Origin of the sequence: Micromonospora sp. HK10, assembly GCF_000982955.1 — a bacterium.
In the GTDB taxonomy this organism is placed as follows: Bacteria; Actinomycetota; Actinomycetes; order Mycobacteriales; family Micromonosporaceae; genus Micromonospora.
In genome coordinates, this window is the sequence record NZ_KQ058887.1 from 20,369 (window position 1) to 39,808 (window position 19,440).

Sequence of the window (19,440 nt, forward strand, 5' to 3'; positions counted from 1 at the left end):
CAGCGGGAGGTCTGATGGATGGAGCCGGCAGCTACGTACCGTGACCAAGGGGTGCGCTCGGGAGCGCGGCCAGGTGGCGGACACCTACGCCCGGCCGCCCCCGGTGGGGCCGGCCGGCGGGAACTAGGCTCGGCGCATGACGATGGACGGCTTCGCCGCACCCCCCGCTCTGGTGGAGCACGCCCGCCGGTTCCGCGCCGAGGGCGGGGTCCCGGCCGTGCCCCGGGTCGCCGCCACCGTGCTGCTGTTGCGCCCGGCCGGCGCCGACTTCGAGGTGTACCTGATCCGCCGGGTGGCCGCGATGACCTTCGGCGGCATGTACGCCTTCCCCGGCGGCGGAGTGGACCGCTCCGACTCGGAGGCGCACCTGGGCTGGGCCGGCCCGGATCCGGCGGGGTGGGGCGAGCGGTTGCGGCTCGACCCGGCCGCCGCGCAGGCGGTCGTCTGCGCCGCCGCCCGCGAGGTCTTCGAGGAGGCGGGCGTGCTGCTCGCCGGGCCGGACGCCGGGACCGTGGTGGGGGACGTGAGCGGGGACGACTGGGAGGCGGCCCGGCAGGACCTGGTGGCCCGGCGGACCGGCTTCGCCGACCTGCTGGCCGGGAAGGGGCTCACCCTCCGGTCCGACCTGCTGCTGCCGTGGAGTCGGTGGATCACGCCGGAGTTCGAGCCGCGCCGCTTCGACACGTACTTCTTCGTCGCCCTGCTGCCCGAGGGGCAGCGGACCCGGGACGTCTCCGGCGAGGCCGACCACACGCTGTGGCTGCGGCCGGCGGACGCCCTGGCCCGGGCGGGGTCCGGCGAGCTGACCATGCTGCCGCCCACGATGGTCACCCTGGCCGAGGTGGCCGCCGCCGGCGACCTGGCCGGCGTGGCCCGCGCCTCGGCCGCCCGCGACGCCGGCACCCCGATCACCCCGCGCCTCGACCTCTCCGATGCCGACGGGCCGCGCTTCCGGCTGGCGTGAGGGTCAGCCGGTGGCACGCAGGTAGCGCTCCGCGAGGGTACGCAGGAGGTCGGCCAGCTCGGGCGGGTCCTCGACGGTGAAATCGAGGTCGAGCAGGCCGAGCCAGACCGCGACGGTCTCCAGCCGGTCGGCGCCGGTGTGCAGGAGACAGGCCGTGTCGCCGGCCGGCTCGACGGTGCCGACGGCCGGGTTGATCCGGTCGGCCACCACCTCGGCGGGAGCGTGCACCCGGATGCGCGCCCGGTGCCGCCACGCGGCCGAGGAGACCCCCTGCCGCACCCGGTCCACCACGTCACCGGGCAGCTCGCGGGCCGCGAACCGGGGGCCGGTCGGGGTACGCGGACTGATCCGGTCCACCCGGAAGGTACGCCAGTCGTCCCGGGCCGGGTCGAAGGCCACCAGGTACCAGCGCCGGCCCCAGTTGACCAGCCGGTACGGTTCGACGTCCCGCCGGTCCGCGGTGCCGTCGTGCCGGATGTAGTCGAAGCGCAGGCGCTCCCGGTCCCGGCAGGCCGCCCCGATGGCACTGAGCGTCCCGGCGTCCACGGTCGGGCCGGGCTGGTCGTGCGGGACGCGCACGGTGTGCGTGTGCAGGGCGCTGACCCGGCGGCGCAGCCGGTGGGGGAGCACCTGCTCCAGCTTGGCCAGCGCCCGCAGCGAGGTCTCCTCGATGCCGGCCACGCTGCCGGCCGCGGCGGTGCGCAGCCCGACCGCCACGGCCACCGCCTCCTCGTCGTCGAGGAGCAGCGGGGGCAGGGCCGCGCCGGCACCCAGCCGGTAGCCGCCGACCGCGCCCCGGGTGCCGTGCACCGGGTAGCCGAGCGCGCGCAGCCGCTCCACGTCGTTGCGTACGGTGCGGGTGCTCACCGCCAGGCGCTCGGCCAGTTCGGTGCCGGTCCAGTCCCGCGGGGTCTGCAACAGCGACAGCAGGCGCAGCAGGCGCGCCGAGGTCTCCACCATCTCCGGGATTCTGCCAGTGCATTAGGAACGAAGCCTTCCTAATCGCTTCCTACGCTCGGGGCATGGCAGACAACACCGCGATCATCCCGTTCCGTATCGACGTCCCCCAGGCCGACCTGGACGACCTCGCCGACCGGCTGGCCCGGACCCGCTGGGCCGAGGAACTGCCCGCCGACCCCGACCCGGCCGCCCCCGCCGGCCCGGTCCCGCCCGGCTGGGAGTACGGCGTCCCGCTGAGCTGGGTGCGACGGCTGGCCGAGCGCTGGCGCACCGGCTACGACTGGCGGGAGTGGGAGGCGCGGCTCAACGCGTACCCGCAGTTCACCACCGAGATCGACGGGCAGCGGGTGCACTTCCTGCACGTCCGGTCGCCCGAGCCGGACGCCACCCCGCTGATCCTCACCCACGGCTGGCCGGGCACCGTCCTGGAGTGGCTGGACGTGATCGGGCCGCTGACCGACCCGCGGGCGCACGGCGGCGACCCGGCCGACGCCTTCCACCTGGTCATCCCGTCAGTGCCCGGGTACGGCTTCTCCGGACCCACTCGGGAGCGCGGCTGGAACCGCCACCGGGTGGCCCGCGCCTGGGCCGAGCTGATGCGCCGCCTCGGCTACCAGCGGTACGGCGCGGCCGGCAACGACCTCGGCGCGTTCGTCTCGCCGGAGGTGGGCCGGGCCGACCCGGAGCACGTGCTCGGGGTGCACGTCACGCAGGTCTTCTCCCTGCCCTCCGGTGACCCCGCCGAACTGGCCGGTCTCACCGAGGAGGAGCGGGGCAAGGTGGCGTTCGCCGACTGGTTCGTGCAGCGGCGGGGCGGCTACGACAAGCTGCACTCGACCGAGCCGCAGAACGTGGCGCACGCGCTGGCCGACTCGCCGGTGGGCCTGCTCGGCTGGCTGGGCCAACTCATGGGTGACCAGATCGACGCCGACCACCTACTCACCAACACGACCATCTACTGGCTGACCAACACGGCCGCCTCGGCGGCCCGCTACTACTACGAGGACGCCGAGTCCGTGCACCCGACGCAGAAGGTCAACGGGCGCGGCACGACGGTGCCGGAACCGACCACGGTGCCGCTCGGCCTGGCCAACTTCGCCTGGGACTTCCAGTCGATCCGGACGCTCGCCGAACGAGACCACAAGAACATCGTCTCCTGGCACACGTACGACCGGGGCGGGCACTTCGCCGCCCACCAGGCACCCGACCTGCTGGTCGCGGACCTGCGGCGGTTCTTCGCCGCGCTGCGCTGAACCGAGCAGGCACCCGACCTGCTGGTCGCGGACCTGCGGCGGTTCTTCGCCGCGCTGCGCTGAACCGATCCACGGTGGACCGGCGGCGGGCCCCGGCCGATTCCGACCGGGGCCTGCCGCGGACCGGGACGGCAACGCTCAGCCGAAGCGGCCGGTGATGTAGTCCTCGGTCTTCTTCTGGCTCGGGTTGCTGAAGATTTTCTGGGTGTGGTCGTACTCGATCAGCCGGCCCGGGTCGCCGGTCTTCTCGATGGAGAAGAACGCGGTCCGGTCCGACACCCGGGCGGCCTGCTGCATGTTGTGCGTGACGATGATGATGGTGAACGTGTCCTTGAGCTGGAACATCAGGTCCTCGATGGCCAGCGTGGAGATCGGATCCAGCGCCGAGCAGGGCTCGTCCATCAGCACCACCTGCGGCTCGACCGCGATGGTACGGGCGATGCAGAGCCGCTGCTGCTGGCCGCCGGAGAGGCCGGCGCCGGGCTTGCCGAGCCGGTCCTTCACCTCGTCCCAGAGGTTCGCCGAGCGGAGCGCCTTCTCGGCCGCCTCCTCGAGGATCGACCTGCGCTTCACGCCGTTGAGCCGCAGCCCGGCCACCACGTTCTCGAAGATGCTCATGGTGGGGAACGGGTTGGGCCGCTGGAAGACCATGCCGATCATCCGGCGGACCGCGGTGACGTCCACGTCCCGGTCATAGATGTCCTGGTGGTCGATGGTGAGGCTGCCCTCGACCCGGGCACCCGGCAGCACCTCGTGCATCCGGTTGATGGACCGCAGGAAGGTGGACTTCCCGCAGCCCGAGGGGCCGATCAGGGCGGTGACCGTCTTCGGTTCGACGGTGAGGCTGATGTTCTCGATCGCCTTGAACCCGCCGTAGTACGCGGTGACGTTCGTGGCTTCGATGCGCTTGGCCATGGTGGCGGTACCTCCGGGGTTCATCGGCCGAGCCGGTTGCGGCGGGCCAGCAGCTTCGCCGCGATGGTCAGGACGAGGACGAGGGCGACCAGGGTCAGCGCCGCCGTCCACGCCCGCGCCGGCGAGTACTTCGAGGCATCGCCGGCCTGCTGGTAGACGAAGAGGGCCAGCGACGACTGGTTGTTCTCGAACGGATTGACGTTGATCGCCGCGCCGCCGCCCGCGACGAGCAGCACCGGGGCGGTCTCGCCGGCCGCCCGCGCGACGGCGAGCATGACGCCGGTGACGATCCCGGGCAGCGCGGTCGGCAGCACGACCCGCAGGATGGTCTTCCACTTCGGCACGCCGAGGGCGTACGCGCCCTCCCGCAGCGGCGCCGGGACGAGGCGCAGCATCTCCTCGGTGGAGCGGACCACCGTGGGCAGCATGAGCACGCTCAGCGCCAGCGCGGCGGCGAAGCCGGAGAAGCTCGGCCGGCCGTCGTTGAACCACGGCGAGACGATCAGCACCCAGAAGGCCAGCACGAACAGGCCGGAGACGATCGACGGGATGCCGGTCATCACGTCCACGAAGAAGCGGATGGTGAAGGCGAACCGGCCGCGGCCGTACTCCACCACGTAGATCGCGCAGAGCAGGCCGAGCGGGACGGTGATCAGCGTGGCGATGCCGACCTGCTCCAGGGTCCCCACGATGGCGTGGTACGCGCCGCCGTTGGCGTCCCGCGCCCCGATGTTGTTCATCGAGGTGCCGAAGAAGTTGCCGTCCAGCCGTTCCGCGCCCTTGCTGACCAGCGTCCAGACCACCGAGGCCAGCGGCAGCACCGCGAGCACGAAGGCGGAGTGGATCAGCGCACTCCAGGTGCGGTCGCGGGCGGACCGCCGGCCCTCGACCGCGTTGGCCGCGACGAAGAGACCGACCAGGTAGAGCAGGGCGGCGAGGACCACGACCAGGACCGGGCCGCCGATGCCGGCGCCGTACACGATGCCGGCGGCGGCCAGCAGGGCTCCGAGGGCGACGGCGGGCGCGGCGTACGCGGGCAGCCGCCGGGCCCGCAGCGTGACCGGCCGGGCCGGTGGCCGCGGGCGGTGGGTGGTGACGGTGGTGGTCATGCGGGGCTTCCTTCAGTTCGCGACTGCGGGGCTCGCGACCCCGGCCCACTCCTCGCGCTCACGCCGCGGACTCCGTGAACTCGCGGCGGCGGTAGATGATCACCCGCGCGCTGATGTTGACGATCAGCGTGATCGCGAAGAGCACCAGGCCGGAGGCGATCAGCGCGCCCCGGCCGGTGTCGTTCGCCTCGCCGAACGCGTTGGCGATGTTCGCGGCGATGGTGTTGCCGCCGTTCTGGATCAGGTTGAACGAGATGCCGAAGGTGATGCCGAGGGTCATCGCCAGGGCGATGGTCTCGCCGAGCGCCCGGCCGAGGCCGAGCATCACCGCGGCGATGATGCCGGGCCGGCCGTACGGCAGCACGGCGGTGCGGATCATCTCCCAGCGGGTGGCGCCGAGCGCCAGGGCGGCCTCCTCGTTCGCCGTGGGCGTCTGGAGGAACACCTCGCGGGAGAGGGACGTGATGATCGGGAGCACCATGATCGCCAGGACCAGCGCGCCGAGCAGGATGGACTTCCCGAACGGGCCGTCCCCGCCGAAGATCGGGAGCCAACCGAAGTAGGTGTTGAGCCAGACCGAGAAGTCGCGTACCGGCTCGACGAAGATGTCCCGCCCCCACAGGCCGAAGACCACGCTGGGCACGGCGGCCAGCAGGTCGATCAGGAAGCCGAGCGCGGTGCCGAGCCGACGCGGCGCGTAGTGGGACAGGTAGAGGGCGATGCCCAGAGCCACCGGCACGGCCATCAGCAGCGCGAGCGCCGAACTGAGGACGGTGCCGAAGGCGAGCGTCCCGATGCCGAACTTCGGCGCGGTCTGGTTCGGCGACCAGCCCTGGTAGGTCCAGAAGTTCTCGGTGTTCGCGCGGAGCGCCGGCACGGCCTTGGAGATCAGGAAGACCGCGATGGCCGCGATGATGACCAGTACGGCGGTGCCGGCGGCCATGGTGAGGCCACGGAAGGCCTTCTCCGCGCCGAACGCCTTGGCCCGGGGCAGCGCGTCACCGCCGCCGAGCCCGTGGTCGGGCGGACGAGGGGTTCCGGGGATGTCGGCCACACGCGCCGAGGCACCGGCGGACCACCCGTCACTGCTGGGGACGGAGGGGCCGCCGGTGCCGGCGTGCGCCGAGCGGTGAGGGGTCTGACCCATCTGGTCGCTCGCTTCGGGAGTGGTGGTTACGGTCAGGACAGGTTCTTGACCGCGGCCTCGACCTTGGTGCGGACCGAGTCCGGCAGTGGCGCGTACCCCAACTCGGCGAGCTGGGACTGGCCCTCGCTGCTCGCGGCGTAGCCGAGCAGGCCCTTGACCAGGGGGAGCTTGTCGGCCGGGAGGCCCTTGCTGCAGACGATCTCGTAGGTCGCCAGGACGATCGGGTAGGCCCCGGCCTCCGTGGTGTTGTAGTCGATCGACATCTTCAGGTCGTCGCCCTGGCCCTCGACCTTGGCGCCGGCGATGGTCTTGCCGGCGGCCTCGCCGGTCAGCTCGGTGAACTCACCGGCGCCGTTCTTGATCTTGGCCTTCTTGAGGCCGGAGTTGTCGGCGAAGGAGAGCTCCAGGTAGCCGATCGCCCCGTCGGCGCCCTTGACCGCGCTGGCCACGCCGTCCGAGCCCTTGGCGCCGGTGCCGCCCGGGGCCTTCCACGCCTTGGTGTGGTCCAGGGTCCAGTCGGTGGCGGCGGCCTTCGACAGGTACTTGGTGAAGTTGTCGGTGGTGCCGGACTCGTCCGAGCGGTGCACGGTCTGGATCGTGGTCGACGGCAGCTTGGCGTCGGGGTTCTCCGCCTTGATCGCGGCGTCGTTCCACTTGGTGACCTTGCCGGTGAAGATCTTGGCCAGGGTGGGGGCGCTGAGCTGGAGGTTGTCCACGCCGTTGACGTTGTAGGCCACCGCGATCGGGCCGATCACCATCGGCAGGTGGATCGCCTGGCCGCCGGCGCACTTGGCGTCGGCCTGCGGCTGCTCCTCCGGCTTGAGCGCGGAGTCGGAGCCGGCGAAGTCGGCGGTGCCGGCGATGAAGGCCTGGATGCCGGCGCCCGAGCCGGAGGGCTCGTAGTTGATGGTGGTGCCGGCGCACTTCTGCTGGTACGCCTTGATCCACTCGGCCATCGCGTTCTTCTGCGCGGAGGAGCCCTGCGCGTTCAGCGTGCCCTTGCCGCAGTCGACGGCGGCGGCGGAGCCCGAGGCGGAGGTGCCGGTCGGCTCGTTGTTGTCCGAGCCGCAGGCGCTGAGACCGAGCACCGCGGTAAGAGCGAGGCAGGCGATGGCGCCGTGCCGCTGGAGCTTCACCTGAGGGGTTTCCCTTCACGTCTTTGGTCAGGTCGCCCGGGCGGGCCCGGGTGCCGGCGCTGACCGGCTGACACGAAAGTTAGAAGTGCCAGGTGGACGCAGCGCCGGTCGGAAGTGAACGGGGAATGAACAGGTCCGACCGACCGGGTGACCGTGCGCTGAGGCAGGGCTGTCCGTTACGTGAACTCACAGCCGGCTAACGCCACCTATCCGGTTTATCCGGCTATTCGGGGCGCGTCAGAGGGGCACCCGGCGGGGCATCCGCCGGGCACACCCGACCGGAGCGACGGCTCAGCCGACCGGTGTGGCGAGCGGGGTGGTGCTCAGCCGAGGTGGTAGTTGACGTGCGCCGACCAGCGGGCGAAGCCGAGCCGCTCGTAGAGCGCGACCGCCCCGGTGTTGGACTCGTCCACGTAGAGCATCACCCGGTCCAGCCCTCGCCGGTCCCGCAGGTACGCCAGCCCGGCCGTGGTGAGCGCCCGGCCCAGCCCGCCCCGGTGCGCGGTCGGGTCCACGCCGAGCACGTAGACTTCGCCGATCCGGGCCGAGCCCGGGCGTTCGTGCACCTTGGTCCAGTGGAAGCCGAGCAGCCGGCCGGACGCGGAATCGACCGCGAGCAGGAACCCGGCCGGGTCGAACCACGGCTCGGCGAGCCGCAGCCGCAGGTCGCCGTCGGTCCACCGGCCCTGCTCCGGGTGCTGGGCGAAGGCCGCGTTGTTGAGCGCGAGCCAGGCCTCGTCGTCCGCGCCGGGACGGAACGCGCGCAGCTCGACCCCGTCCGGCAGGGCCGCCTCGGGCAGGGCCGCGGTCAACGGCCGGCGCAGCTGCCAGAGCACCCGTGCGCGGGCGAACCCCAGGTCGACCGCGAGCGCGGCGGCCGACGGGTGGTCGCCGTGCGCCCAGGCGCGCAGCGGCCCGCCGGCGGCGGCCAGCACCCCCCGGGCCAGCGCCCGCCCGGTGCCGCGCCGCCGGTACGCCGGATGCACCACCAGTTCCACGCCGATGCCGCCGGTGGGGTCGGTGGTGTCCAGGTGGGCGTACCCGGTGAGGGTGTTGTCGGCGGCGCGGGCGGTGAGGTGCACGGCGGCCGCCTCCGGGTCCCGCAACCGCAGCAGCGTGTGCTCGTCGAGCGGGTCGGCGCCGTCGGCGTCCCCGGCGGCGCGGGCCAGCCCGATCACCTCGGCCACCTCGACCGGCGCCAGCCGGTCGGCGCGGGCGACACGGTCGGCGGTCGGCGCGGTGCTGCTCATCCCGTCACCGTAGCGGCCGGCGGGCCGCCGATCATGCCGGACGGGGGGAGCGACGGGTGGCGGTCGTCACGTAGTGCCGGCGGGCAGCGCCTCCAGCTGGAACCGGTCCAGCAGCACCGGCAGCAGGTCGCGCAGCGCGTCGACGGTGCCACTCCGGTCGCCGCCGGCGTCGTGCATCAGCACGATCGAGCCGGGCCCGGTCTGGGTGAGCACGGTGTTGATGATCGCCTTGGCGCCGGGCGCCGTCCAGTCCGACGGATCGACCGCCCAGTGCAGCGGGACCATGCCCAACTCCGTACAGACCGAGACGACCGGCTTGGTCCAGTTGCCACCGGGCTGCCGGAAGTACTCGATCCGTGCGGTGGGCACCGCGGCCCGGATGGCGTCGCTGGTGCGGCTCAGGTCGGCCTGGATGGTGTCCGGCGACCGCTTGCCGAGGTTCTCGTCGTGGTTCCAGGAATGGTTGCAGAGGGTGTGCCCGTCGGCCACGATCGCCTGGATCAGCTCCGGGTGGGCCTCCGCGTTCTCGCCGACCACGCAGAAGGTGGCCTTCACGTGGTACTCCTTCAGCAGGGCCAGCACCTGCGGGGTGTAGCGCGGGTCCGGGCCGTCGTCGAAGGTGAGCGCGACCTGCGACGACCCGGTGGAGATGCGGCTGCCGTACGGACCCTCGTCCTCGGCGGGCGCCTGCTGGTCGGTCTCCGGGCCGCTGGGGCTGGCGTCCGGCGTCGGCCGGGCCGGCGCCGGGAAGTCCGTGCTGGGCGGCTGGTCGGCGTAGTGCGGGTCGGTCACGCTGGCGCTCACCCCGGTGCTGTGGGGCGGCGGATCGGGCATCAGGCTGCGGCCGAGCGTGTAGGCCGAGCCGAGCAACGCGGCCACCACCAGGGTCACGACCGCCGCCGTCCGCAGCCTCGCGCCCGACATCAGCGGTCCCGCCCGCCCGGGCCGGCGCACCGGTCCCTGGTCGCCCCCGTGGTCCGCGCAAGCACCGTCGCCCCCTCTGAAACCGGCTATTCCGGCAGTCAGCATAGGGTCCGACTAGTAGGGCAAAAGGGGCGTACAGGAAAGTTCAGCTAAAGGGGGCAGGCGGTCCGGTCTCCCGTCAGACCGGCAGCGGCGCGGGCTCCGACTCCGGCAGCGAGCGCGAGGGCGGCACCACGAACTTGTAGCCGACCTGCCGCACCGTGCCGATCATCGACTCGTACTCGGAGCCGAGCTTGGCGCGCAGCCGCCGTACGTGCACGTCGACCGTCCGGGTGCCGCCGAAGTAGTCGTAACCCCAGACCTCGCGGAGCAGCTGGTCCCGGGTGAACACCCGGCCCGGGTGCTGGGCGAGGAACTTGAGCAGCTCGAACTCCTTGTAGGTGAGGTCGAGCGGGCGGCCCTTGAGCTTGGCCGCGTAGGTGTCCGGGTCGATGGTCAGCTCGCCGGCCCGGATCGAGCCGCCGGCGCCGGACGTTGCGTTGCTCAGCCGGCCCACCGCGAGCCGCAGCCGGGCCTCCACCTCGGCCGGACCCGCCCCGGCCAGGATGACGTCGTCCACGCCCCAGTCCGCGTTCAGCGCGATCAGGCCGGCCTCGGTGACCACCGCGACCAGCGGCACCCCGAGCCCGGTGGCGTGCAGCATCCGGCAGGTGGCCCGGGCCTCGCTCAGCTCGGAGCGGGCATCCACCAGGACCGCGTCCGGGCTCGGACCGGAAACCAGCGTGCGTACGTCGCGCGGCGCGGTGCGGACCGAGTGCGGCAGCAGGTCGAGCGCCGGCAGCACCGACGATGGCTCACCTGCCCGCGCGGTCACCAGCAACAGGAGCTCCACACGATCACCTCCGTCCCGGCGGCCGTCCGGCCGCGCGCGACCAGCGGCCCTCCCGGTGGGGAGGTGGCGCTGAGAATTGGCGGGGGTCCCGGCGTCGCTGACGGGCGGGTAACGGCTTGAGCGTAACCGATCGCCCGCCCGGTGCCTCCAGGTCGTTTCCCCGTATGCCCGATCTGCCCTCGATCGCGGCGCAGGTTTTAACGTTGCCGAAACCGTGACCTCCGCCCGGGCGGCCCGGTCTGGCACGATCGGGGCGTGTTTCCCTCGACCTCGCCCGACACCGGCCCCGAGCCGTGGGCCGACGACGCCCGTCCGGGGCCGGCTGGCCCGTCCCGTGGCCACCCGCCGGCCCCGCGCACCGGCCCGGACGAGGGCGGGGACCCGCCCGCCAGGAAGGGCCCGCGCCGGCTCCGCAAGGGCGGCCCCGGGCGCCGGCCCGACGACGCCGAGGCGGACGAGCCCGAGGAGGAGGTGCCGCCGGTCCCGGTGCGCCGCCCGCTGGCGCTCACCGTCGCCGGCTTCGCCGCGCTGCTCGGCGTCGGCCTGGTGCTCGGCGCGCAGACCGCCGGCCCGGGCCACCGGTTGCCGTTCGCGTTCATCATCTTCGGCGTCCAACTGCTCTTCGTGCTCGCCTGGACGATGGCCATGCGGCCGCCCGCGCTGCTGGTGGTCGCGCTGGTCAGCGCCGCGACGGCCGGCATCGCCGACGCCGCCGCGGTCCGCTCCGACATCGCCGGCCTGGCCCCGCTCGGGTACGCCGCGGTCGCCGGCCTGGTGCTCGGCGTGCTCGGCCAGCTGTTCCGCCGGGTGGACCGGGTCCGGGTGACCGACTCGCTCGGCGGCACCCTGCTGATCGTGGTCGGGGTGGTCGCGTTCGCCACCCTGATCGTGCTCAGCCGGATCCCGAAGGGCACCCAGGCGATCACCGTCTGCCTCACGGCCAGCGGGGTGGCGCTCATGGTGGCCCGGTTGACCGACGCGATCGCGCCCTGGCCCCGGCTCGCCCCGCAGGTGCCCCGCGGCGCCGCCGGCGTGGTCGCGGGCGCCATGCTCGGCACGCTGACCAGCGCGGTGCTCGGCAGCTACCTGGTTGGCTTCACCCCGACCAGCGCCGCCCTGGTCGGGCTGGTCACGGCCGCCACGGCCGTGCTGGCCGACCTCGCCGTCGGGTACGCCGAGGCCGGTCGCCTGATGGCCGGTGAGCCGCCGACCATGTGGGTCGCCCGGCACATGCAGGGCCCGCTCGGCGGGTTCGCCCTCGCCGCGCCCGCCGCGTACGCCATGTGCGTGCTCTTCCTCTGAAGGCACGGTTGGGGGATCGACGCCCCGGGTAAGTAGCGTTGCGCCGCGAGGCGGCGCGACCGCCGCGTGACGGCGACCGGCAGCGAGGACAGGAGGCGGCGTGGCAGAGGCCAACCCGGCGTACGAGGAACGGCCCCGGCGGCGCGGCCGGAAGGTGCTCGTCGGCTTCGTCGTCCTGCTCCTGATCGTGGCCGGGCTGCTGGTCGTCGCCGACCGGCTGGCGGCCGGTGCGGCCGAGCGGGCCATCGCCGACCAGGTCGAGCAGGAGGTGGCCAAGCAGGACGCCCGGTCCGCGCCGCCCCAGGTCGAGGTGAGCGGCTTCCCGTTCCTGACCCAGGTGCTCGCCGGCAAGTACGAGCACATCTCGATCGTGCTGACCGACGTGCAGGGCACCGTGCAGGGCGGCACGGTCAGCGTGCCCCGGCTGGACGTCGACGCGCGCAACGTGAAGGCGTCGCTGGACACCCTGCGCACCCGGAAGGGTGAGGTGACCGCGGAGACCGTCGACGGTCGCGGCACCATCACCTACGACAGCCTCGCGAAGCTGCTGGACCGGCCCGGCCTGAAGCTGGGCGAGCAGAACGGCAAGCTCGCCGTGACGGCGCCGGTCGATGTGCTGGGCGTCAAGCTCACCGTGCGCGGCACCGCCGACGTCGCCGTCGCCAACGGCAAGGTCGCGCTGCGCTTCAACGACCTGACCGCCGACGGCCTGCCGAACCTGCCGCTGGCCCGGCAGATGCTGATCAACTACGCCAAGGGCATCTCGATCGACGTGCCCCTGCCGGAGCTGCCCTTCCAGCTCAACGTCCGCAAGGTGGAACCGCGGCCGGAGGGCCTGGCGGTCACCGCCGACGCGAAGAACGTGCCGATCAACGCGGTCAGCTGACCGCGGTCCCGCGTACGGCCCGACCACCGGTCGGGCCGTCGCGTCGTGCCGCCCGGCCGGCGCCGGCGCGTTCCCGGATGCTGGTCGGCCCGGTGGCTTCGGCGCGCATGGCTGGTAGTCTCCCTCCCCATGGGGACCCTCCTCACCAAACGGCGCGCGGTCGACCTGTGCCGCGTGGCCACCTGCCTGTGTCGCCCCGTCATCTGACGGCGGGGCTGTTCTCGGCCGCCTAGGCGGCCAACCGGCACGCAGGGTCCGTACCCTCCGGTTCTCCCCCTGATCGCCCGGCAGCGGCGCCGTCGCACGTACCCGTGATCCGTTCCTAGCTCTGGGTCCCGCGCGTGGTGCGACAATCGCCAATTTCGATCTCCGCGCGCTGGCTCACCATCCATCCTCACAGGGAGTGATCTGATGAGTCGCGACACCGCACTCGTCTCGGCCGAGTGGGCCGAGAAGAACATCGACGCCCCGGGCGTCGTCTTCGTCGAGGTCGACGAGGACACCTCGGCCTACGACACCGGCCACATCGCCGGCGCGATCAAGCTGGACTGGCGCACCGACCTCCAGGACCCGGTGCGCCGGGACTTCGTCAACAAGGCGCAGTTCGAGGCCCTGCTCTCCGAGCGCGGCATCGCCAACGACGACACCGTGATCCTCTACGGCGGCAACAACAACTGGTTCGCCGCGTACGCGTACTGGTACTTCAAGCTTTACGGCCACCGCGACGTGAAGCTGCTCGACGGCGGCCGCAAGAAGTGGGAGCTGGACGCCCGCCCGCTGGTCACCGACGCGGTGGCCCGCCCGGCCACCCAGTACGTCGCGCAGGAGCCCGACACCGCCATCCGCGCCTTCCGCGACGAGGTGGTCGCCGCCATCGGCACCAAGAACCTGGTCGACGTGCGCAGCCCCGACGAGTACGCCGGCCGGCTGCTCGCCCCCGCCCACCTGCCGCAGGAGCAGGCCCAGCGGGCCGGCCACGTGCCGACCGCGATCAGCGTGCCGTGGTCCAAGGCGGCCAACGAGGACGGCACCTTCAAGTCCGACGACGAGCTGCGCAAGATCTACGCGACCGCCGGGCTGGACGACAGCAAGGAGACCATCGCGTACTGCCGGATCGGCGAGCGCTCCTCGCACACCTGGTTCGTGCTCCAGGAGCTGCTCGGTCACCGCAACGTGAAGAACTACGACGGCTCCTGGACCGAGTACGGCTCGCTGGTCGGCGTGCCGGTCGCGCTCGGTGACGAGCCGGGGGAGGCCTGAGCCATGACCGCTCCCGTTGCCCCCACCGCCGCCGGATGCGCCGCCCCCGACCAGGCCGCCCCGCTGCCGGCCAGCCTGGACCTGGAGAAGGAAACCGTCATCACCGGGCTGGTCCAGGCCGAGTCCGGCGAGACCGTGCCGGGCGCGTACGTCCGGCTGCTCGACTCCACCGGTGAGTTCACCGCCGAGGTGGTGACCTCCCCGGCGGGACAGTTCCGGTTCTTCGCCGCCCCCGGCGCCTGGACCCTGCGGGCGCTCTCCCGGCACGGCAACGGCGACACCGCCGTCACCGCCGCCCGCGGGATCAACGAGGTGACCGTCACGGTCGCCGCCTGACCCCACGCTCTGATCGTGGCCCGTCACCCCCTGCGGTGGCGGGCCACGGGTCGTTGCGCCCGGGCGGTCGGGCCGACGGGTGGTTGCGCCCGGGCACCGGGGCCAGGGGTCGTTGCGCCCGGGCACCGGGGCGACGGGTGGTTGCGGCGGGCGCCGGGGCCAGGGGTCGTTGCGCCCGGGCGGTCGGGCCGACAGGTGGTTGCGGCGGGCGCCGGGGCGACGGGTGGTTGCGCCCGGCCACCCGTGTCGGCGGACGCGCGGCTTTGGTGGCGTGCCGAGGCGCGGCCGGACGCGTCGCCGCCGCGTGACACGATGGGCCGGTGAGTGGTGCCGTGCAGGCGGGGTACGCCCCGCCGTCCCGTCCCGACCAGCCTGCCCCGCGCCGGCGCCGGCTGCGCTGGCTGGTCGCCGCGACGGTCGCGTGGGCGGTGCTGCTCGCCGGGCTGACCTGGTGGTCGGTGCGGCGTGACCCGCCGACGGTGAAGGAGCAGCGCACCCTCGACCAGGCCGGGCCGGTGGTGGACCGGGCGATCGGCCGGCTGATGGTGGCGGTCGGGGGCGACGGGGTGCCGGCGCTCCTGCCGGACCGGATCGAGCGGGGCTGCCGGGTGACCCCGCTGGCCGACGGCGCCGCGCTGTCCCGTGGCGTGGAGGTCGCGATCGCCGGTGACGACGTACGCGATCTGCTGGCCCGGGTGGCCGGCCGGCTGCCGGCGGACTGGCGGGCCGGCGTCCGGGTCGCCGCGGACGGGCCGGTGCTGCGCGCCGACGCCGGCGAGTTCGTCGCCGTCGAGGGCCGCCCCGCGGGACCCGGCCGGGTACGGCTCACCGCGGCCACCGGCTGCCGTCCGGTCGGCGCGGGTTACCGGCCGCCGGCCACCACCGGCGGCCCGGAATCCGCCGAGGTCACCCGGGCCGTCACCGGCTGGGGCGGCGCGGCCGGCCCGGTCCAGGTGCTGGCCGTGCCGTGCCCCGGCGGCGGCACCGCCCGCACCGCGCGGGCGGAGACGGCCTTCGCGCCGGCCGGCGCATCGCTGGCCGACCCGTTCCGGAACCGCGCCGGCGACGGTCCCGTGCTGCGTGACTCGGCCGACGAGTACGCCCGGCTGTCCAGCCCGGCGGTGCTGGCGGAGCGCGCCGGCGACCGGGTGCGGGTCGCCGTCACCACCCCCTGCCCCGGCTGACCGGTCATTGCCCGCGGCGCCCGCCGCTCCGGCTCCGGCCCAGGGCGTCCACCCGCCCCCACCGGCCGGGGATGTCCAGCAGCTCCAGCCGCCCCATCCCCGGCGGCACCGCCGGGTCGATGATCAGATGCTCGCCCTGCGGCTCCAGACCGAGCATCACCCGCATCAGCAGCAGCGGCGTCCCCGCCGACCAGGCCTGCGGGCTGCACGCGGTCGGGTACTCCACCGGGTAGTCGGTGAGGCTGCGCTCGTAACCGGCGAACGCCTCGGGTAGCCGGCCCTCGAAGAACCGGGACGCGGAGAGCATCGCCTCACAGATCTCGCCGGCCTCCTCGCGGAAGCCGTACTTCCACAACCCCCAGGCGATGATCGAGTTGTCGAACGGCCAGACCGTGCCGACGTGGTAGCCGATCGGGTTGTACCGGCCCTGGTCGTCGGCGAGGGTGCGGACGCCCCAGCCGGAGAAGAGGCGGGGGCCGAGCAGGTGCCGGGCGACCGCGGCCGCCCGGGACTCGTCGACGATCCCGCTCCACAACAGGTGGCCGATGTTGGAGGAGAGCGCGTCCACCTGGCGCCCGTCCGGGTCCAGGGCCAGCGCGTAGTACTCCCGGTCGTGGATCCAGAAGTCCCGGTTGAACCGTTCCTTCAGCGCCGCGGCCTCGCGCTCCAGCCGGTCGGCGTACGCCGGGTCCTGCCAGAACGTCCGGGCCAGCCGGGCGCCGCGCAGCCTGGCGTCGTACGCGTACCCCTGCAGTTCGCAGGTGGCCCGGGGGAAGGCGGGTAGCCGGCCGTCGGAGAACGAGACGGCGTCCCAGGAGTCCTTCCAGCACTGGTTCTGCAGCCCGGTCTCGGGATTGCGGGTCAGGTACGAGATGTAGCCGGTGCCGAGCAGGTCCCCGTACGTGTCGAGCCAGGCCAGCGCCGCCCGGGTCTCGGGTTCGAGCATCCGGACCAGGTTGCCGTCCCCGGTCCACCGCTCGTACTCGTCGATCAGGATCACGAAGAGCGCGGTCGAGTCGGCCGAGCCGTAGTACGGCGAGTGCGGCTGCTCCTCGAAGCCGGCGGTCTCGCCGTACCGCAGCTCGTGCAGGATCTTGCCCGGCTCCTCGTCCCGGAAGTCGTCCAGCCGGCTGCCCTGTAGCCCGGCCAGCATGAGCAGGGTCGGCGGCACCAGTTCCGGCAGGAACGGCAGGATCTGCAGCGAGGTGAAGATGCTGTCCCGGCCGAACAGCGTCATGAACCAGGGCAGGCCGGCGGCGAGCAGCCGGACGCCGAGCGTGATCGACTCATACCGGAGGGCGGCCAGGTCGTTGAGGCTGCGCCGGTACGCCCCGGCCAGCGGCTCGCAATCGCAGGCGAGCTTCGGCGCCCGGGCGATCAACTCGTTCTGCTCGACGTGGATCTCCTCGACCGAGCGGTGCCCACCCAGCGGCAGGGTGGACCGGATGTCCTCGCCCCGGGCGCCGTAGATGTTCGTGGCGACGTGCAGCCGGGTGGTCCACTCGCCGTGCGGCCCGACCACGACCCGGTAGGTGATGCCGGCCTCGTCGATCTCGGCCGGCGGCCCGGTGCTGATGACGGCCTCGCGGTGGAACCCCTCCCGCCGGTAGACCAGCCGCAGCTCGTTGTCGGCGATCCTGGGTACGGTGTGACCCTTCTTCTGCCGCTGGTGCTTGATCTCGAACAGGTCGGCGAAGTCGGAGCCGATGTCGAGCCGCAGCACGAACTCGGCCGCCTGGTCCGCGTGGTTGAGCAGGGTCAGCTCCTCGTCGAAGCTGCCGCCGATGGACCGGCTCCGGATCACCGACACCTTGGCGTCCAGGTAGTGCGTGGGCTCGCCGGGGACCAGGAAGAACCGGGTCCGGTACGAGAGCGAGTCGTCGATGGAGAGCGCGTGCAGCTTCTCCCCGTTGAGGGTGAGCACCCAGTTCGAGATGAACCGGGTGTCGAAGGAGAACAGCCCGGTGGGAAAGTCGAAGGACGGCTCGATGTTGCCGCGTTCGTCGCTGACCAGGAAGGTGTTGCCGTCCAGGATGCTGACCCGTTCGTTCATCCGGACCGTCCGAGGTGCGCGCGGGCGGTCTCGCGGGGGTCGCGGGCACTGGGCGGGTCGGGGAAGAACCGGCGGAAGAGCAGGAACAGCGCCACGTTGCCGCTGAACGTGGCCTCGTTGCGCAGCACCGCCGCCATGCCGGCGGCGCGCCCGGTGACCAGTCGCTCGAACAGGTCCATGCTGACGGTGAAGGTGGCGTCGGCCGGCAGTTGCTCCCGGAGCACCCGGACGGACCCCGGAGACAGCTCGACGAACCAGTGCTCGGTGCGGTTCTCGCGGGTCAGGTCGACCTGGAGGGTGCCGTGGATGGGGTTGCGCAGCACCGCCGGAGCCCGCGCCGGCAGTGTCGCGAAGAACCGCTCGATCGCCTCGCCCACAGGGGAATCGTAGGCAGCGGCCGGACATGTCGGGCGGATATCACCGCTCCCCCCGTACCGGGACAGTCCGAAGGGGGACGGCCGTGGGGCTGGCGGCGGTCCGCGGGGGCGGGTGGCCGTGGGGCCGGGGGCGGTCCGCGGGGGCGGGTGGCCGTGCCGCCGGTGGCGGTCCGGTGGCGTCAGTAGACGAGGGCCTGGGCGCCCTCGGCCATCGCCTCCTCGACGAAGACCGCCGCGCCGGCGATCCGTACGCCGGGGATGACGTCGTCCGGGCCGATGTCCCGGCGGGCCGCGCACTGGGTGCAGGCGGTCACCTTGCCGGTAGCCAGGATCACGTGCAGCAGCTCGCCGAGCGGCGCGGAGTGCGGCAGGTCGAACTCCTGTGCCCGGCCTGGCAACGCGAACCAGGTCGATTCACCGGTCAACCAGAGCGACACGTCGATTCCCGCCGCGGCGGCGGTGGCGGCGACCGTGAAGGCCTGGGCGCAGCGCTCGGGGGCGTCGGCCCCGGCGGTGGCCTTGACGACGAGAGTGCGGGGCATGCCGCCCAGCATAGGATGGCCCGGATGGTTACCGAGATCGGGTTCGTCAGCCTGCTGGTCGCCGGCCTGGGCGCGCTCGCCGGTGGCCTGGTGTACCTCGCAGTGCGCATCTCGAGAGGAAAATGGTGAGCGTGAGGAGTGAGCCGGGTTTGCGAGCCCCGCAGTCGCGAACGAAGGTCGCCCGGTGAGCGAGAATCCGCTCCAGCCGCCGTGGCTGAACGCGCCGCCGGTCGACCCGTACCCGTACGAGGAGAGCCACGACCTGCGCGTCGGCCCGAAGCTGCACCGCAGCCTGGACGGGCTGCTGCCGTACATCGGGGTGTGGCGCGGGCGGGGCCGGGGTGGCTTCCCCACGATCGAGGACTTCGACTTCGCCCAGGAGATCCGGATCAGCCACGACGGCCGGCCCTTCCTGTTCTACGAGTCCCGCGCCTGGATCCTCGACGAGCAGAGCCGCCCGGTCCGGCCGGCCGGTCGCGAGGTGGGCTGGTGGCGTCCGGTGCTGGACGGCGACCGGGTCACCGACGAGCTGGAGGCGCTGATGACCACGCCGACCGGCGTGATGGAGCTGCACATCGGCAAGCGCAAGGGCACCCAGATCGAGTTCGCCACCGACGCGGTCGTCCGGACGGCCACCGCCAAGGAGGTCACCGCCGGCGCCCGCCTTTTCGGCATCGTCGAGGGTGCCCTGCTCTACGCCCAGGAGATGGCCGCCATGGGCCACCCCCTCAGCCCCCACCTCTCCGCCCGCCTAACTCGCGTAGCCGGCTAACCCCCTCCCCACCCCACCCCCTCCCCCCCCTCGCCCCTCGCCCCTCGCACCCATGGTCGTGGGTGATCAAGGACTTTGCGTCTGCGCGGAGATCAACTCCGACGCAAACCCCTTGATCAACGCGTCTCGGCGGGCGGCGGGGGGAAGGGCGGTTCCGCGGGTGGCGGGGGGAAGGGCG

Annotated in this window: 21 protein-coding genes; 10 read left to right on the forward strand and 11 right to left on the reverse strand. The window is 73.1% G+C overall.

All coding sequences use genetic code 11. The features are described from left to right. Nucleotides 1–136: 136 nt before the first annotated feature. Complete coding sequence (locus LQ51_RS27610) at nucleotides 137–964, forward strand: NUDIX hydrolase (protein WP_046570731.1); 828 nt, start codon at nucleotides 137–139, stop codon at nucleotides 962–964. A gap of 3 nt (nucleotides 965–967) precedes the next feature. Here LQ51_RS27610 and LQ51_RS27615 read toward each other — a convergent pair whose 3' ends face one another. Continuing rightward, the gene (locus LQ51_RS27615) at nucleotides 968–1,924 is read right to left on the reverse strand and encodes a helix-turn-helix transcriptional regulator (protein ID WP_046570733.1); all 957 of its coding nucleotides are present in this window, start codon (nucleotides 1,922–1,924) and stop codon (nucleotides 968–970) included. Between the two features lie 62 nt (nucleotides 1,925–1,986). Here LQ51_RS27615 and LQ51_RS27620 point away from each other — a divergent pair, with 62 nt between their 5' ends. Next, entirely contained in the window at nucleotides 1,987–3,177 is a 1,191-nt protein-coding gene (locus LQ51_RS27620; RefSeq protein WP_046570735.1) for an epoxide hydrolase family protein, read from the forward strand. 138 nt (nucleotides 3,178–3,315) lie between these two features. On the opposite strand, the gene pstB is transcribed toward LQ51_RS27620, so the two are convergent. The 7 genes from pstB to LQ51_RS27655 all read right to left on the reverse strand — a co-directional run bounded on the left by pstB (nucleotide 3,316) and on the right by LQ51_RS27655 (nucleotide 10,550). After that, nucleotides 3,316–4,092: a phosphate ABC transporter ATP-binding protein PstB gene (gene pstB / locus LQ51_RS27625; RefSeq protein WP_046570737.1), complete on the reverse strand. Its 777-nt coding sequence runs from the start codon at nucleotides 4,090–4,092 to the stop codon at nucleotides 3,316–3,318. 20 nt (nucleotides 4,093–4,112) lie between these two features. Continuing rightward, entirely contained in the window at nucleotides 4,113–5,201 is a 1,089-nt protein-coding gene (pstA, locus tag LQ51_RS27630; protein WP_046570738.1) for a phosphate ABC transporter permease PstA, read from the reverse strand. Between the two features lie 58 nt (nucleotides 5,202–5,259). Beyond that, nucleotides 5,260–6,348 carry a phosphate ABC transporter permease subunit PstC gene (gene pstC, locus LQ51_RS27635; protein WP_046570740.1) on the reverse strand — a complete coding sequence of 363 codons (1,089 nt, stop codon included), beginning with the start codon at nucleotides 6,346–6,348 and terminating at the stop codon, nucleotides 5,260–5,262. Nucleotides 6,349–6,380: 32 nt separating this feature from the next. Further along, the gene (gene pstS, locus LQ51_RS27640) at nucleotides 6,381–7,484 is read right to left on the reverse strand and encodes a phosphate ABC transporter substrate-binding protein PstS (RefSeq protein ID WP_046570741.1); all 1,104 of its coding nucleotides are present in this window, start codon (nucleotides 7,482–7,484) and stop codon (nucleotides 6,381–6,383) included. Between the two features lie 323 nt (nucleotides 7,485–7,807). Further along, nucleotides 7,808–8,734 carry a mycothiol synthase gene (gene mshD, locus LQ51_RS27645; RefSeq protein WP_046570742.1) on the reverse strand — a complete coding sequence of 309 codons (927 nt, stop codon included), beginning with the start codon at nucleotides 8,732–8,734 and terminating at the stop codon, nucleotides 7,808–7,810. 66 nt (nucleotides 8,735–8,800) lie between these two features. Next, nucleotides 8,801–9,658 carry a polysaccharide deacetylase family protein gene (locus tag LQ51_RS27650; RefSeq protein WP_046570743.1) on the reverse strand — a complete coding sequence of 286 codons (858 nt, stop codon included), beginning with the start codon at nucleotides 9,656–9,658 and terminating at the stop codon, nucleotides 8,801–8,803. Between the two features lie 178 nt (nucleotides 9,659–9,836). After that, the gene (locus LQ51_RS27655; RefSeq protein WP_046570744.1) at nucleotides 9,837–10,550 is read right to left on the reverse strand and encodes a winged helix-turn-helix transcriptional regulator; all 714 of its coding nucleotides are present in this window, start codon (nucleotides 10,548–10,550) and stop codon (nucleotides 9,837–9,839) included. A 255-nt stretch (nucleotides 10,551–10,805) separates the two neighbouring features. Here LQ51_RS27655 and LQ51_RS27660 point away from each other — a divergent pair, with 255 nt between their 5' ends. The 6 genes from LQ51_RS27660 to LQ51_RS27680 all read left to right on the forward strand — a co-directional run bounded on the left by LQ51_RS27660 (nucleotide 10,806) and on the right by LQ51_RS27680 (nucleotide 15,518). Beyond that, complete coding sequence (locus tag LQ51_RS27660) at nucleotides 10,806–11,852, forward strand: hypothetical protein (protein WP_046570746.1); 1,047 nt, start codon at nucleotides 10,806–10,808, stop codon at nucleotides 11,850–11,852. Nucleotides 11,853–11,952: 100 nt separating this feature from the next. After that, nucleotides 11,953–12,738, forward strand: a complete 786-nt coding sequence (locus LQ51_RS27665) for an LmeA family phospholipid-binding protein (RefSeq protein ID WP_046570748.1) — start codon at nucleotides 11,953–11,955, stop codon at nucleotides 12,736–12,738. A 129-nt stretch (nucleotides 12,739–12,867) separates the two neighbouring features. After that, nucleotides 12,868–12,945, forward strand: coding sequence for an Ms5788A family Cys-rich leader peptide (locus tag LQ51_RS34660; RefSeq protein ID WP_311202345.1), 78 nt, complete (start codon nucleotides 12,868–12,870; stop codon nucleotides 12,943–12,945). Between the two features lie 204 nt (nucleotides 12,946–13,149). Beyond that, a complete protein-coding gene (locus LQ51_RS27670) occupies nucleotides 13,150–13,998 on the forward strand; it encodes a sulfurtransferase (RefSeq protein WP_046570749.1) in 849 nt (282 codons plus the stop codon). Nucleotides 13,999–14,001: 3 nt separating this feature from the next. Next, entirely contained in the window at nucleotides 14,002–14,334 is a 333-nt protein-coding gene (locus LQ51_RS27675; RefSeq protein WP_046570751.1) for a DUF1416 domain-containing protein, read from the forward strand. 320 nt (nucleotides 14,335–14,654) lie between these two features. Continuing rightward, on the forward strand, nucleotides 14,655–15,518 hold the full coding sequence (locus LQ51_RS27680; protein ID WP_046570753.1) for a hypothetical protein: 864 nt from the start codon (nucleotides 14,655–14,657) through the stop codon (nucleotides 15,516–15,518). Nucleotides 15,519–15,522: 4 nt separating this feature from the next. Here the strand turns inward: LQ51_RS27680 and LQ51_RS27685 are convergent, their stop codons facing one another. From LQ51_RS27685 to LQ51_RS27695, 3 genes are all read right to left on the reverse strand, one after another. After that, complete coding sequence (locus LQ51_RS27685; protein ID WP_046570755.1) at nucleotides 15,523–17,571, reverse strand: amylo-alpha-1,6-glucosidase; 2,049 nt, start codon at nucleotides 17,569–17,571, stop codon at nucleotides 15,523–15,525. Beyond that, complete coding sequence (locus LQ51_RS27690; protein ID WP_046570756.1) at nucleotides 17,568–17,948, reverse strand: SCP2 sterol-binding domain-containing protein; 381 nt, start codon at nucleotides 17,946–17,948, stop codon at nucleotides 17,568–17,570. Before LQ51_RS27690 ends, LQ51_RS27685 begins: the two co-directional genes overlap by 4 nt. A gap of 179 nt (nucleotides 17,949–18,127) precedes the next feature. Next, nucleotides 18,128–18,502 carry a DsrE family protein gene (locus tag LQ51_RS27695; RefSeq protein ID WP_046570759.1) on the reverse strand — a complete coding sequence of 125 codons (375 nt, stop codon included), beginning with the start codon at nucleotides 18,500–18,502 and terminating at the stop codon, nucleotides 18,128–18,130. Nucleotides 18,503–18,514: 12 nt separating this feature from the next. On the opposite strand from LQ51_RS27695, the gene mtfM reads away from it, so the two are divergent. Both mtfM and LQ51_RS27705 read left to right on the forward strand, forming a co-directional pair. After that, nucleotides 18,515–18,619, forward strand: coding sequence for a small membrane protein MtfM (gene mtfM / locus LQ51_RS34420; RefSeq protein WP_046570768.1), 105 nt, complete (start codon nucleotides 18,515–18,517; stop codon nucleotides 18,617–18,619). A gap of 55 nt (nucleotides 18,620–18,674) precedes the next feature. Continuing rightward, a complete protein-coding gene (locus LQ51_RS27705; RefSeq protein ID WP_046570761.1) occupies nucleotides 18,675–19,262 on the forward strand; it encodes a heme-binding beta-barrel domain-containing protein in 588 nt (195 codons plus the stop codon). The last annotated feature ends 178 nt before the right edge of the window (nucleotides 19,263–19,440 follow it).

What these genes read in the sequence shown, in the direction of transcription:
- LQ51_RS27670 (WP_046570749.1), top strand. Translation starts at nt 13,150, where the DNA reads ATGAGTCGCGACACCGCACTCGTCTCGGCCGAGTGGGCCGAGAAGAAC.
- LQ51_RS27695 (WP_046570759.1), bottom strand. Translation starts at nt 18,502, where the DNA reads ATGCTGGGCGGCATGCCCCGCACTCTCGTCGTCAAGGCCACCGCCGGG.
- mtfM (WP_046570768.1), top strand. Translation starts at nt 18,515, where the DNA reads ATGGTTACCGAGATCGGGTTCGTCAGCCTGCTGGTCGCCGGCCTGGGC.
- LQ51_RS27615 (WP_046570733.1), bottom strand. Translation starts at nt 1,924, where the DNA reads ATGGTGGAGACCTCGGCGCGCCTGCTGCGCCTGCTGTCGCTGTTGCAG.
- LQ51_RS27610 (WP_046570731.1), top strand. Translation starts at nt 137, where the DNA reads ATGACGATGGACGGCTTCGCCGCACCCCCCGCTCTGGTGGAGCACGCC.
- pstA (WP_046570738.1), bottom strand. Translation starts at nt 5,201, where the DNA reads ATGACCACCACCGTCACCACCCACCGCCCGCGGCCACCGGCCCGGCCG.
- pstB (WP_046570737.1), bottom strand. Translation starts at nt 4,092, where the DNA reads ATGGCCAAGCGCATCGAAGCCACGAACGTCACCGCGTACTACGGCGGG.
- pstC (WP_046570740.1), bottom strand. Translation starts at nt 6,348, where the DNA reads ATGGGTCAGACCCCTCACCGCTCGGCGCACGCCGGCACCGGCGGCCCC.
- mshD (WP_046570742.1), bottom strand. Translation starts at nt 8,734, where the DNA reads ATGAGCAGCACCGCGCCGACCGCCGACCGTGTCGCCCGCGCCGACCGG.
- LQ51_RS34660 (WP_311202345.1), top strand. Translation starts at nt 12,868, where the DNA reads ATGGGGACCCTCCTCACCAAACGGCGCGCGGTCGACCTGTGCCGCGTG.
- LQ51_RS27650 (WP_046570743.1), bottom strand. Translation starts at nt 9,658, where the DNA reads ATGTCGGGCGCGAGGCTGCGGACGGCGGCGGTCGTGACCCTGGTGGTG.
- LQ51_RS27685 (WP_046570755.1), bottom strand. Translation starts at nt 17,571, where the DNA reads ATGAACGAACGGGTCAGCATCCTGGACGGCAACACCTTCCTGGTCAGC.
- LQ51_RS27620 (WP_046570735.1), top strand. Translation starts at nt 1,987, where the DNA reads ATGGCAGACAACACCGCGATCATCCCGTTCCGTATCGACGTCCCCCAG.
- LQ51_RS27675 (WP_046570751.1), top strand. Translation starts at nt 14,002, where the DNA reads ATGACCGCTCCCGTTGCCCCCACCGCCGCCGGATGCGCCGCCCCCGAC.